Raw genomic sequence first — 13,349 nt, forward strand, 5'->3', positions numbered from 1 at the left:
CACAATATTAACAGCAGCATATTCTACCACTGGTGCAAATACACGCTAATCCCAAGTCTTAAAACTAAATGCGTGATCGTCATGGATAATGCCAGTTTTCATAAACGAGTGAAAAGTCTTCTGAATAGGCATGGTCACAGGCTTTTATTTCTACCATCCTATAGTCCTGACTTAAATCCTATTGAAAAGAAATGGGCACAAGCTAAGTTTCTACGACAAGGTTGGATGGAGAATAATCTACCTAAACTATTTCATGATATGGGCTGTATCGATTTTAAATTGAATCAACTATAGATTACTCATAAATATGCTTAGCGAAATTGTCGACATGGCCATTTTGTAATAGGCAGATGATAGCCACCGTATAACATTTTACTCATCAGTAATACCACTAAAGCAAGCATCAAGCGTCGCGGCCAACTGTGCAGGCGGCAATTCAATCTCAAGACCGCGGCGGCCACCACTTACATAGACAGTGGCCCGATCTTGAGCTGTACTATCTATCACGGTTTTTAGTCGCTTTTTTTGACCCAGTGGACTGACGCCACCCAACACATAGCCTGTGCTACGCTCTACTTGTTTGGGGTCAGCCATCTGTACTTTTTTGCAAGATAGCAATTTGTTAGAAGATAGCGCCTTAGCCATTTTTTTAAAGTTAAGTGTCTTGTCGACTGGCAATATCGCCACAGCAAGTACACCCGTATCAGTGGTCACCACTAGAGTTTTAAACACCTGTGTCACCGCTACGCCAAGTTTTTCTGCGGCTTCTAAACCAAACGATACGGCATTGCTGTCGTGAGTATATTCGTGTACTTGGTAATCAAGGTTACGTTTTTTGGCAAGATCGATAGCTGGAGTCATAAGTTTTAGGCTTAATAAAATGAAATTGAAAAATAGACGCTATATTTATGAGTCATCGGTGATATAAATATATTATTACCCTAAACATGTGAACTTTCAAATGTTTGAGCATTTTGTATAATTGCTCACTCACTACAGCGTAACCAAACCGTATTAATATTGGTAGTATATACAGACACTATATATCGCTTTGGTGGCTTTTATGGCATCATAAGCGCAACATATTTGACTATTTTTGATACTGATTATGATACCGAAGTTCTTAAAAAAACGGATTTTTAAAGCGCCAGTCGCGACTGATGGCACTGCTAAAACTGATGGCAATGCAATCGCTACTAAGCCTTATTCTAATGCACCGATCAATCAGCTGTATCGTAAGCTGTCAGGTCAGATGCTCGATATCGCCGTAAAACCTAAGTTATTAGGCGAGCTACCTGAGTTCGACAATGATGATCAGACGCTAAGATTTTATGTATTACAGGACTATTCTCGTTCCAATAGTATTCTGATCGACTTGCAGACGCAAGAGCACAATTTACCGCCAGCACTGGTTGGAGTAAATGATGCCGCCCATAATATTAAAGAAAATGCGGCCATCATATTTTTGAATCACCCAAGTGCTAAAGACAGCCAGCTGTCTCCTCGCCTTTCCCGCTTGGTATCTGCTGTGTTGCAATATCCGGAGTTAAAGGTACGTCTAGTGCCCGTATCGATTCTGTGGGGACGCGCACCTGAAAAAGAAGATTCGCTATTTAAGCTACTAACTGCCGACAACTGGCAAGACCCTAGCATTACCAAGCAACTATTTAATATCGGGGTGATGGGCCGCGACACTTTTGTACAGTTTCACCCACCGCAAGACTTACGTACTATTATCAATGATAATCTCAAAGGCGACGTGGAAGGACCTGCTACCTTTGACTCAGTCGCTACAGATGCTCTTAAAGCAAGTTTAACAGCGACGGATTCACTCGATATAGAGTCAACTGCCGCTACTACTACTGATACCGCAGCTGACGCTGAGCAGACACCAAGCTATGCGCTAGTTGCATCAGCTGATAGTAATCGTGAACTGGTTCGTATGTTGCAGCAGCAATTGTCGATTTATTTAGATAAACAGCGCGCCAGTATGCTTGGCCCTGATTTATCAGATAGACGCAACTTGGTAGACAAGCTAGTGTACTCGCCAGCGATCAAACATGCGATCGAGATGGAAGCGGCCGAAAAAGGGACCAGCGTTCGAGAAGCTCGCAGTCAGGCCAGAGGCTATGCTAATGAGATGGTCAATGACTACTCTCATTCCATTATTAGAGGCTTTTATAAATTTCTGACATGGCTGTGGACGCAGTTGTATGACGGTGTAGAAGTCCATCATTTCGAGCGAGTACGTGACCTTGCGACCGATTATGAGCTGATTTATGTGCCTTGTCATCGCAGCCATGTCGACTATCTATTACTGTCTTACGTTATCTACAAGCGCGGTCTGAGTATCCCTTATGTCGCAGCAGGTGATAACTTAGATGTACCTGTATTGGGCCCACTATTACGCGGTGCCGTTGCTTTTTATATTCGTCGTAGCTTCCGTGGTAACGCACTATATACTGCTGTACTGCGCGAATATATGCATACGCTTATTACCCGTAATACCCCAATTGAATACTTTATCGAAGGTGGTCGCTCACGTTCAGGTCGCTTGCTACCGCCAAAAATGGGTATGCTAGCGATGACCGTCCATAGCCAATTACGCCAAACCAATAAGCCTGTGGTATTTATTCCAACTTATATTGGTTACGAGCGTATTATGGAAGGTGGCACTTATATCGGTGAGCTAAAAGGTAAACCAAAAGAGTCGGAGTCTTTGATCGGGCTGCTCAAAGTTGGTCGTAAAATCGAACGTATCTTTGGTAATGTGCACTTAAGCTTTGGTACGCCGTTGCATCTTAGCGATTTTATGACAAAATTCGATGTGCCAGCCAATAGTTTGCCATCCGATCGTACTGACTCGCCGCTTGATGAAAAAACCAGCGCTATGGTTGATAACATCGGTGTGAAAGTCATGCAGCATATCAATAAAGCTGCGGTAGTAACCCCTGTCTCGCTATTATCATTGGTTCTGCTATCAGCACCGAAAGCTGCGTTAGATGAAAACATCTGCCGTGAGCAAATCGCTTTATACCAAGGTCTGGCTCAGCAGCTGGTCTACTCAGATGATACGGTTATCACTGATATGACGCCACAGGAAATCATCGATTATGGTATCAAGTTAAAACTTATTGAGCGTACGCCGCATATCTTAGGCGATATCATCCAAGTCGCAGGTAAGCAGGCAGCGTTACTCAGTTACTTCCGTAACAACATTTTGCATGTCTTTATTTTGCTGTCGTTCCTGTCTGCACTAGTCGCACGCAACGGGCGTATCAAACGCAGCCGTCTCGATAGTATCGCTGAGCAGCTATATCCGTTCTTACAAAGTGAGCTATTCTTATATTATCCAGCACATGGCTTAGCTGATACGCTCAATAAGAAAGTTGATAACTTGCTGTCTCATGGGCTCATCGTTGAATTGGGTGATGATACGCTCAGCGTGCCTGAGTCTAATAGTAAGCACTATCAGCAGCTGCAAGTGCTTGCGACTCCAGTTGGACAAAGCCTTGAGCGTTACTTTATGACGCTTGCTTTACTTGCTCAGCAAGGCTCTGGTAATTTGACTGAAAACGAAGTTGTTGACCTATGTCACTTGCTTGGGCAGCGTTTGTCTGTGCTCTATGCAGATGATATTCCTGACTTTTTTGACCGCGCCTTGTTTACCAGCTTCATCAGTGCGTTGACTCGTCTTGACTATCTACAAAAAGATGATGAAACAGGCATATTGACTTTCGATCATCGTATTAATGATATCGCTCATCATGCTAAGTACGTACTAACGCCTGATATGATGCAAATCTTGCAGCAAGTCGCTAGTTTGGATGAAGAAGAAATCACTCATGCGATTACTGAGATTAGTAATAAAAAGCAGCGTAAGTTTGGGCGTAAGCGTTAATTTTAACGACTACCCATACCCTTTAAGATTTTAAGCTAAACAAAAAAAGACCGCTAACAATTAGCGGTCTTTTTTTGGATTGGACTATATTAAACAGCCGTATTAGTTAGTAATTTTCTTATACTTGGCACGTTTAGGACTGGCATCATCACCCATTGTCTTTTTACGATACGCTTCAAACTCAGTATAGTTACCATCGAACCAAACTGGGCCTTCTTCTTCGAATGCCAAGATATGGGTGGCGATACGATCAAGGAACCAGCGATCATGCGATACGACCATTACTGTACCTGGGAATACTTGAATTGCATCCTCTAGTGCACGTAAGGTTTCGATATCCAAATCGTTTGATGGTTCATCGAGGAGTAATACGTTGGCGCCTTGCTTCAGCGTTTTCGCTAACTGCAGACGGTTACGCTCACCACCTGATAATTGACCGACGTGCTTTTGCTGATCTGAGCCTTTGAAGTTAAAACGTCCGATATAGGCACGGCTTGGCGTGGTGTAGTCGCCAACAGTAATGATATCAAGGCCATCAGAGACTTCTTCCCACACGGTTTTGTTGTCATCTAGATGATCACGTACCTGACCGACATAGGCAACTTTAACACTTTCACCCAAATCGACTGAACCAGTATCTGGCGTATCGCGCTCAGTAATCATGTTAAACAGAGTGGTTTTACCCGCACCATTTGGACCGATAATACCAACGATACCACCAGCTGGTACGTTAAAGCTTAGGTTTTCATATAGCAGACGATCGCCGAATGATTTAGAGATGTCATTAATCTCAATAACCTTGTTACCCAAACGTGGACCAGGTGGAATATAAATCTCAGAAGTCTCATTACGTTTCTGGAACTCAGTTGAGTTCAACTCCTCAAAACGCTGTACACGAGATTTAGACTTGGCCTGTTGGCCTTTTTGGTTTTTGCGAATCCACTCAAGCTCTTTTTTCAGCGCTTTAGCAAATGATTCTTCTTGCTTATTTTGCTGCTCTAGACGCGTGTTCTTTTGCTCTAGCCACTCAGTATAGTTGCCTTCATACGGATAGCCATGGCCACGGTCAAGCTCCAAAATCCACTGAGCGACGTTATCCAAGAAATAGCGATCATGGGTAATGGCAACGATAGTACCGCTGTAGTTCTGCAAGAACTGCTCTAGCCACGCGACTGACTCGGCGTCCAAATGGTTGGTTGGTTCGTCAAGTAATAGCATATCAGGGCGCGACAATAGTAGACGGCATAGTGCTACGCGGCGTTTCTCACCACCTGACAGTTTGCTAACGTCCGCATCCCATGGTGGCAGACGTAGCGCATCGGCGGCTTTTTCTAGCTGGTTGTTTAGGTTATGCGCATCCCATGATTGGATGATATCTTCCATTTTGCCCTGCTCTTCAGCAAGTTTGTCAAAATCAGCATCTGGCTCTGCGTATTCAGCATAGATGGCATCTAGACGAGCAAGCGCGTCTAATGCTTCACGCATACCGTCTTCGACATTACCACGCACGTCTTTGCTGTCATCTAGCTGTGGTTCCTGCGGCAAATAGCCAACTTTGGTACCGGCTTGCGCGCGTGCTTCACCACTGAACTCAGTGTCCACGCCTGCCATAATGCGTAGCAAGGTTGATTTACCCGAACCATTGATACCGAGGACACCAATTTTGGCACCAGGGAAAAACGATAGGTTGATATTTTTTAGGATTTCACGCTTAGGGGGAACAAGTTTTGACACGTTGTTCATCGTGTAAATATATTGAGCCATTAACACTCCGATAGACTGCATAGAAGAGAACAGCAAATGCAACTCAGCGATGATGCCAAGCGTGCCGTACCTCAAAATCAGGGTTACAAATTATAGGTCATTATCGCATTGTGGCGCATACCCTGCAAGCTGACAGGTTGTTTTACCAGTTGTTTTACTGTTTTTGACAGCAGGCTATGCCCTTTGGCTATAAAACTCGCGTTGGAAAAGTAACTCAAGAAGTCTTACCTTAATGAACTAACTTAACATTTTGATTCATTAGCGTTTTATAAAGACCACAAAAAATAGCATCAAAACTTTCGCAAATTTAATCAATAGCCGTTAGCATGTTAGTGTGGCTTAACAAGGTCGAGTGGATCCGTCTGACATTTAATTATCAAAATGATTGTTCATCTGACTTTGTGTTCGTCTCAACACCTACTTTATAGCAATCATAAAGGTACTGATAATATGGCCAACGGCTATCGCCCTGAAATTATTCAACGTGCGTTTGTCCATTTTATCGGAGCGCGCTTACATCCGTTTTGGTCATTGACGACTCCTAAGTTACGCCTGATCGCACGCTATACATTAAGTGATGATTTAATAGCACTTCGATTCGAAACCAACAGAGCCTTTAAACAGCAGAATTCTAAGGTGATGGGTGATTGGCAAGGCGGTCAATATCTTGATTTGCGCGTTTTTATCGATGGGGTCTATTACCAGCGTAGTTACTCGATAGTAGGCTTGGATCATCAACCCCTCTGGTGGCTCGATGATACTACCAGTAGTAACACAGCAGACCAACGCCATACGGTAACTATCGCGATTAAACCACAAGGGTTGGTATCTGACTATTTAACCAAGCAGATGCCACTGGCTAGTGTCGTTGATACAAGCCTGCCACTTGGTCATTTCACTTTGGAACAGACATCCATAGCAGTGCAGGAAGGCTCAGATAATAAGCAGCCCACTCCTTTACTATTTATCGCTGGTGGTAGCGGTATCACGCCCATGCTCGGACTTATCACTCAAGCCCTGAGTAATGGCCACCATGTGACTCTATTGCATTACAGTCGAACTGTTTTGTCCAAGCTCCAACATCAGTGGCAACAGCTGAACGAGGCATACCCATACTTCACTTATCATCTAATCCATACTGAAGAGCCGACTACCTATTTGGCTGGCACACGATACTTAAGTGCAGAGGGTCTGCTATCGCTAAACTTACCTCTATCAGATACGCAAATATTTGCCTGCGGTTCACAAGCGTTATTAGCTGGATTATATAAAGCCGCCGCAGAGATAACACCTACAGACGAACAGCTGCGCGATAACATCCTAGTAGAGAACTTTGGTCATGCCCTAGCTAATGTTGATAACGGTAGCAATCAAACATTCGATAAAACGATACCTGTAGAAGAACACACTGTCTATTTGCGGTCACGGCAACGACAGTTTAGCAGTGACACGATCATACTGGTTGCTGCTGAGAATGCAGATGTACGGCTAGCACATGGTTGCCGGCAAGGTATTTGCCAGTTGTGCCGCTGTAATAAAGTCAGCGGCGTGGTCAAAAATATCCAAACAGGGAAAGTGAGTGGGGATGGTTACGAGTCTATTCAGACTTGTATCAATATTGCCATGACTGATGTGGTTCTCGATGTTTAATGACTGGCTTAATAGAACGTCTGGCTTAATAGGGAACATATGCTAGACGACCTATGAGAAATAAAAGACAAACGTCACTTTATAGGCTAAAACTCAAATAATTTATCAAACCGGATGTAGTGCTGCTTATTCATGCCGTTTCGGTTAAGGATTTATTTATGCGCTTACTACCACCCGTTACTACGCCACAATCTGCTGTGCCTATCTTGACGCCGCTGTCCGATGCACAGCTAGCAAAAAATGCGCCTTTACCTTTGACGCCGCAAACGCCTTACTCGCAGCTTAATGATGAAGCAATCAATGATAGCGGTCAGCCAGACACATCAACACGGACTCGCTACCCAACAGTAACTGATGCTCCTCTATCAAAGCCTCAAAGTGATGCCTTGGCAGTAGAATTAAATGCGCTACATAAAGGTGTAATGGACTCGCTAGGTAGTGAAGATGCACGCTACATACAGCGGATATATGCCACCGTGGTATATAGTGAAGTTATTGCCCGTGGTCTACTTGCAGCGGCTGGGCGTATGCCATCGAAACGCAGTCTTGTCGCTACTTGGCTACTAGGTACGTCTTTACTTAGCTTTAGCAAAATATTGAACAACATGGAGCTGGGTCATAACGTCATGCATGGTCAGTATGACTGGATGCAACACCCGCACCTTAATAGTCAAAAATTCGACTGGGATATTGTCTGCCCTGCTCCATTATGGCAACACTCTCATAATTATCTACATCATACTTTTACCAATATTGTTGGCCGTGATCATGACGTAGGCTATCACTTGATTCGAGTGACTGACGAGCAGCCTTGGACGCCAGAAGATCGCTACAATATGTTTAGTACCGCGGTGCTGGTATTTGGCTTTGAATGGGCAGTAGCTTTTCACGACATCCAAATCAGTGCAGATGAATACGCCGACTCCCCTGATCTGCACAAAATCATGCAACAAAAGTCTCGCGCGTTATTTGCCAAAATCGGAAGACAAATAGGCAAAGACTATATTGCACTACCGTCTGTAGTTGCTCTGACGCTAGGTCGTCGTAGCGCCTTCAGTACGCTGAGCGGTAACATGACTGCCAACACTGTCCGTAATCTATGGACGTGGGCGGTAATTTTTTGTGGGCATTTCACTGAGCAAGCGCATATCTATACCCATCTCGATGCCAATGAAAGTAAAGGCGACTGGTATGTACGCCAAATCCTTGGCTCTAGCAATATCAAAGGCAGCAAATGGTTCCATCTTTTGACAGGTAACTTGTCCCACCAAATTGAGCATCATATATTTCCTGATATGCCAGCTGGCCACTATGCAAAGATTGCGCCGCAGGTACAGGCCATATGCCGTAAGTATGGTTTAAGCTATAACACTGGCCACTTTGGCACACAACTCAAGCAAGTACTGGGACGTATTTATCACTTTAGCAAACCTAGTGAAAAAGAATGGCAAGCCTATGTACAGTCAACGAAAAATGCAGATAGTACTACTCATAAAGATGATAGGTCAGCTGTCAATTTAGAAAACAAATTAGCGATAGAGAACACTGATGGTCTCACTCGCTTTTTGCCTCCAGTCGTCCGTAAAGCTATCTCCTATGCATGGTGACATATTCATATTTGCAACTAGATACGGCCATGATAAGGTAGGACGGAAGATATAGATGACGTTAACAGTCGTCCTATCAACCATTACGGTAAGGGTCTAGATTATTAAGCATCAAACCTACATACTAAACTGGTACTATTAAATTAATAAGAATTTAGTTACTAATAAAAATTTGATAATAAGAAATGGAGTATATTAATGAGTAACCAAACCTCTAAACCAAATCTAGAAATTATTCATAATCAAGCAGCGAACCGCTTTGAGACCTCTATCGATGGTCAGACAGGTTATATTAGCTATCAGGAAAGTGCTGACAAGTTGGTCTACGATCATACTATCGTACCGCAGCAACTGGGTGGCCGCGGTGTTGGTTCAGCACTCGTTAAGCACGCATTGAATTATGCACGTGAGCAAGACAAGAAAGTGATACCACAATGCTCATTTGTCGCGTCATACATTAGCAAACATCCTGAGTATCAAGATTTAATTTAATTGGCTACGTAGTTAGGTTCAATTAATTCGTTAACGAAGCTCAGTTAAGTGATATCGGGCAAAGCAGAAAAATATGTAGATATTTATTTAGCATAGGAGATGTACCCTAGTACCACTTTTAATAAACCAATTCGACATAACAATAAAGGTTATTAATATGAGTAGTTTATCTGACAAACAAATCAATCTACAGCTAGAAGAGCTGGCTGGCTGGCAGCGTGACGGCAATAGCATCGTCAAAACCTATCATTTTAGCGATTTTATCGAGGCTATGAGCTTTATGAATCAAGCGGCATTTCATGCTGAAGCGCTTGAGCACCATCCAGAATGGCGTAATACCTACAATATCGTTGAAGTTCGTTTAACCAACCACGACACAGGTGGCATATCTAGTCTGGATATTCGTTTAGCCAAACGCATGGAGCATATCATTCAACCCAAACGGTTGTAGTAGCAAGTCTACAACGTATGCCTTGATGCCGATTATTTTAGCTTTCTAACGATTACCTTCGTTAAAGCAGACAAAAAAGACCCTCAATTGAGGGTCTTTTTTATAGTAGGTATTTACAACGATAAGCTGTGTTTACATCTTACGACTGACAAAGGCAACGATAAACAAAATCACAGCGACTGCTAAGAAAATGTATGCCAAATTAGCAGACAATCCTGCGACACCACCGAAACCTAGGAAACTCGCTAGTAATGCGATCACTGCAAAAATAATAGCCCAACGAAACATAATCTTCTCCTCAAATAATGGTAAAAAACAGATATTAGAATTTATATAGCATCTATTTAACTTGTTTTTATCTAATGCTAGTTATTACTGTTTACGCTTATAGATTAGCAACGTTCCTCTCTAGAAAACGTTCATTTTAGTAATAATATCGGTAGGTTATGTAAAGTTTGTAGTAACTGTTAATGTCTCATACCTCTTTTTCTTTAATAGATGATATTTTCAAAATAGAATTATATTTCTGAATGCAACGTTATTTAACTGAGAGTTCTTAAAGTAAGCGCTTTTTACCTGAATGTCCTTTTATTGAATACTCTTTTACTGAACGCTACTCTTCCAATTGCATGCAGAACTATTTTAAATTTCTAACGTTATACGTGATGTTGTATGGGAGGTAGGCTGCAAACTATAAACTGTAGCGACCTCACAAACCCCTAACCTAATCAAACGACTTGGTTTATAGTTTACTATCCACCTATTCTCAAATCTATTAAGGACAATACATATGGATACCAATACGGATACTGAAAAATCTACACAAAAAACCAGCAGCAACACACGCCCTTATGCTGTCGTTCTATATGGTGCGACTAGCTTCGTCGGTCAGATCACTGCTCACTATTTAACCAATTTTTTATCAAATAATAAGAACGAAGATGGCTCAAACGTATCATGGGCGATCGCAGGTCGTGATGAAGACAAGCTTAATAAGCTACAGGCCAAACTTGAGAGCAAGGTAGACATTATTATTGCCAACAGTAATGATGCTGCCAGCCTTGATAAGATGACAAAGCAAACTCAAGTCATCATCTCTACTGTAGGCCCATATCTGAAATATGGTGAGCCACTGATCAAATCTTGTGCTGAAAACGGTACAGATTATGTCGATCTTACTGGTGAGGCTATTTTCATCAAAGATATGATGGACAAGTACCAAGACACTGCCAAGCAGAGCGGTGCTCGTATCGTCAATTCTTGTGGTTTTGATTCTATCCCATCAGATTTGGGCGCGTACTTTACCCAAGCTAAGGCAGAAGAAAAGTTCGGCGAGACCTGTAATGTCATCCATATGCGTGTCAAAGCAGCCAAAGGTGGTATCTCAGGCGGTACTATCGCATCGATGGCATCAATATTTGAAGAAGCTGGTGAGGACAAAGCACGTCGCAAACAAGTAGCCAATCCATACCTGTTAAACGATGATAGTGATGCACCAAACGTACGTCAGGATAATGTTAGCAAACCAGTATATGACAGCAATCATAAGCGCTGGTTAGCACCGTTCGTCATGGCGACCATCAATACGCGTATCGTCCATCGCACTAACCAATTACTCAGCTATGAGTACGGTCGCGATTTCAAGTATGACGAAGCAATGTGGATGAAAGATGGCGTCAAAGGAAAACTGTCTAGCTATGCTATGAGCGCAGGTTTATTGGGCTTTGCCACTGCAATGATGATTAAACCAAGTCGCGAGTTACTATCCAAGCACGTCTTACCAAAAGCTGGCTCAGGCCCTTCTAAGGACGAGCAAGAGAACGGCTACTTTGATATTCGTCACTTTGGACAAACGGCCAAAAATGACACTATTACCGTTAAAGTAACAGGTGATAGAGATCCTGGTTACGGCAGTACTTCTCGCATGATTTCGCAGGCGGCATTATGTCTGGCACAAGATATAAGCAAAGAGGACGTTGGCGGTGGGTTCTGGACACCAGCATCTGCGATGGGAGATAAGCTAATAACACGCTTAGAAGCGCATTCTGGTCTTAGCTTTGAAGTGATTGATAGTTAATCTATCGCATGATGACAAAGGCTCAATGTCTTTATGACCGTATCTTGGTTTCGAGATACGGTTTTTTTATGGTTTACTCTAAATATTTAGACGAAGATTAAATTAAGAACAACGTATTTTTTTGGTGAACAATGTTTCTGTTTACCGATTATTTAATACTTTATGATACTAACCATTAATCCAATATTGCTACTATCGTTTTATAGATATTGTAGAAAAATTATATGTAAACATTATTTTAATGAAGTATATGTTATCAAAGGATTTATATAATAGAACTTAAGAATTATCTAAACACTGGCTTTGAATTATAAATAAAAACTACTGACAAAAATTTCTATAATACTGACAGATCGCACTCAAAAAACTATTAATAACAGTTACCTAAGTTCGAATAATAACTATAATTAATCAAATATCCATATTTTTAATACTAGAGACATCGGTAAATATTTATTATTATCAGACTCATTTATTAACAGCTTTAATAACACAAGAAACCTTTACTATTAATGAGTTTTGGGGAAATCTAGAAGTTAATATAACGACTAGACTTTAAGTATGGCAGTTTCATAACGTCACAAGAAAACATTAAACTGTTAGAACCTTAATGAGTTCGCTACTGAAATATAAACTACATCGTTGATAATTTGCATACAGTATTTACAGACACCTTTGAGTAAAAACGGCTTATCATTAAATATGAGTTATCGTTTTTAATTATTACTAATAATACATATGGGAGCTTTATAATGAAAAAGAATATTTTATCGTTAATTTTAGGTACTACGCTTGCATTGCCTACACTTGCAATGGCTATGCCGACCAACAGCAGTGATTCTATGCAATCACGTATGCCAAGTAGCTCTGTCAAAAGCAATGTACAAGTCGGTGTAGAAGGACCAACTGGTAAATTGGGAGCTGCACAGCCTAGCCATGTCAATATCAATGACTCTAGCAATAAGATGAACGACTCTCGTAGTGAAATGAATGATTCGAACAAGAGTATGAACAACTCTGACAACAGAGTGAACGAATCTAATGACAAGGTGAATGATAAAGCTGGCACTATGAGCAATAGTAATATGCCTACTATGAACGGTAACGTGCCAACGACAACGGGTGCAGCCTCTACACAGTCTACCCAACGTACGCAAACGCCAAACATGCAGCATAGCAATGCAGACTATCAGCCTTTAATCGCTGGTGAAGCCGCTTCTAACAATAAAACGGCAAATGCTACTAGTACCTTGCAAGAAAAGAAAAAAGACAACCGTGGTGAGTTATTAGCCACTCAGCCAGCAAATGTACAGTTTAAAGAAAACCGCCGTATTGCTTTAAATCGTTAATATGGCCATTAATATTTAAGTATATTAACAAACATAAAAAGGGCAGCCTATTGGCTGC

The 13,349-nt window shown here is 41.9% G+C and carries 11 protein-coding genes; 8 read left to right on the forward strand and 3 right to left on the reverse strand.

Features of this window, described 5'->3' with window-relative positions; genetic code table 11:
• Positions 1–6 precede the first annotated feature (6 nt).
• Positions 7–294 carry a transposase gene (locus tag I3254_RS08320; RefSeq protein WP_346015381.1) on the forward strand — a complete coding sequence of 96 codons (288 nt, stop codon included), beginning with the start codon at positions 7–9 and terminating at the stop codon, positions 292–294.
• A 78-nt stretch (positions 295–372) separates the two neighbouring features.
• Here I3254_RS08320 and ybaK read toward each other — a convergent pair whose 3' ends face one another.
• A complete protein-coding gene (gene ybaK / locus I3254_RS08325) occupies positions 373–861 on the reverse strand; it encodes a Cys-tRNA(Pro) deacylase (RefSeq protein ID WP_238052493.1) in 489 nt (162 codons plus the stop codon).
• A gap of 247 nt (positions 862–1,108) precedes the next feature.
• Here ybaK and plsB point away from each other — a divergent pair, with 247 nt between their 5' ends.
• Positions 1,109–3,901, forward strand: coding sequence for a glycerol-3-phosphate 1-O-acyltransferase PlsB (plsB, locus tag I3254_RS08330; protein WP_238052494.1), 2,793 nt, complete (start codon positions 1,109–1,111; stop codon positions 3,899–3,901).
• A 102-nt stretch (positions 3,902–4,003) separates the two neighbouring features.
• Here plsB and ettA read toward each other — a convergent pair whose 3' ends face one another.
• Positions 4,004–5,665: an energy-dependent translational throttle protein EttA gene (ettA, locus tag I3254_RS08335; protein WP_057757965.1), complete on the reverse strand. Its 1,662-nt coding sequence runs from the start codon at positions 5,663–5,665 to the stop codon at positions 4,004–4,006.
• Between the two features lie 450 nt (positions 5,666–6,115).
• Between ettA and I3254_RS08340 the strand changes: the two genes are divergently transcribed.
• The 4 genes from I3254_RS08340 (at position 6,116) to I3254_RS08355 (ending at position 9,865) form a co-directional block, all read left to right on the forward strand.
• Complete coding sequence (locus I3254_RS08340; protein ID WP_238052495.1) at positions 6,116–7,315, forward strand: iron-sulfur cluster-binding domain-containing protein; 1,200 nt, start codon at positions 6,116–6,118, stop codon at positions 7,313–7,315.
• 158 nt (positions 7,316–7,473) lie between these two features.
• On the forward strand, positions 7,474–8,922 hold the full coding sequence (locus tag I3254_RS08345) for an acyl-CoA desaturase (RefSeq protein ID WP_238052496.1): 1,449 nt from the start codon (positions 7,474–7,476) through the stop codon (positions 8,920–8,922).
• Positions 8,923–9,120: 198 nt separating this feature from the next.
• Positions 9,121–9,414 carry a GNAT family N-acetyltransferase gene (locus I3254_RS08350; RefSeq protein WP_179797928.1) on the forward strand — a complete coding sequence of 98 codons (294 nt, stop codon included), beginning with the start codon at positions 9,121–9,123 and terminating at the stop codon, positions 9,412–9,414.
• Positions 9,415–9,571: 157 nt separating this feature from the next.
• Entirely contained in the window at positions 9,572–9,865 is a 294-nt protein-coding gene (locus I3254_RS08355; protein ID WP_057757953.1) for a 4a-hydroxytetrahydrobiopterin dehydratase, read from the forward strand.
• A 132-nt stretch (positions 9,866–9,997) separates the two neighbouring features.
• On the opposite strand, the gene I3254_RS08360 is transcribed toward I3254_RS08355, so the two are convergent.
• Positions 9,998–10,153 (reverse strand): DUF1328 domain-containing protein, encoded by a 156-nt coding sequence (locus tag I3254_RS08360; protein WP_082624527.1) that lies wholly within the window; start codon positions 10,151–10,153, stop codon positions 9,998–10,000.
• 502 nt (positions 10,154–10,655) lie between these two features.
• Here I3254_RS08360 and I3254_RS08365 point away from each other — a divergent pair.
• A complete protein-coding gene (locus tag I3254_RS08365) occupies positions 10,656–11,942 on the forward strand; it encodes a saccharopine dehydrogenase NADP-binding domain-containing protein (protein WP_238052497.1) in 1,287 nt (428 codons plus the stop codon).
• A 752-nt stretch (positions 11,943–12,694) separates the two neighbouring features.
• A complete protein-coding gene (locus I3254_RS08370) occupies positions 12,695–13,291 on the forward strand; it encodes a hypothetical protein (RefSeq protein ID WP_238052499.1) in 597 nt (198 codons plus the stop codon).
• The last annotated feature ends 58 nt before the right edge of the window (positions 13,292–13,349 follow it).

Source organism: Psychrobacter sp. Ps2 (assembly GCF_022129405.1).
Classification (GTDB): Bacteria; Pseudomonadota; Gammaproteobacteria; order Pseudomonadales; family Moraxellaceae; genus Psychrobacter.

Excerpts from the sequence above, each read along its gene's own strand:
- I3254_RS08345 (WP_238052496.1), top strand. The coding sequence starts at position 7,474 with ATGCGCTTACTACCACCCGTTACTACGCCACAATCTGCTGTGCCTATC.
- plsB (WP_238052494.1), top strand. The coding sequence starts at position 1,109 with ATGATACCGAAGTTCTTAAAAAAACGGATTTTTAAAGCGCCAGTCGCG.
- I3254_RS08350 (WP_179797928.1), top strand. The coding sequence starts at position 9,121 with ATGAGTAACCAAACCTCTAAACCAAATCTAGAAATTATTCATAATCAA.
- I3254_RS08370 (WP_238052499.1), top strand. The coding sequence starts at position 12,695 with ATGAAAAAGAATATTTTATCGTTAATTTTAGGTACTACGCTTGCATTG.
- I3254_RS08360 (WP_082624527.1), bottom strand. The coding sequence starts at position 10,153 with ATGTTTCGTTGGGCTATTATTTTTGCAGTGATCGCATTACTAGCGAGT.
- I3254_RS08365 (WP_238052497.1), top strand. The coding sequence starts at position 10,656 with ATGGATACCAATACGGATACTGAAAAATCTACACAAAAAACCAGCAGC.
- ettA (WP_057757965.1), bottom strand. The coding sequence starts at position 5,665 with ATGGCTCAATATATTTACACGATGAACAACGTGTCAAAACTTGTTCCC.
- I3254_RS08355 (WP_057757953.1), top strand. The coding sequence starts at position 9,572 with ATGAGTAGTTTATCTGACAAACAAATCAATCTACAGCTAGAAGAGCTG.
- I3254_RS08340 (WP_238052495.1), top strand. The coding sequence starts at position 6,116 with ATGGCCAACGGCTATCGCCCTGAAATTATTCAACGTGCGTTTGTCCAT.
- ybaK (WP_238052493.1), bottom strand. The coding sequence starts at position 861 with ATGACTCCAGCTATCGATCTTGCCAAAAAACGTAACCTTGATTACCAA.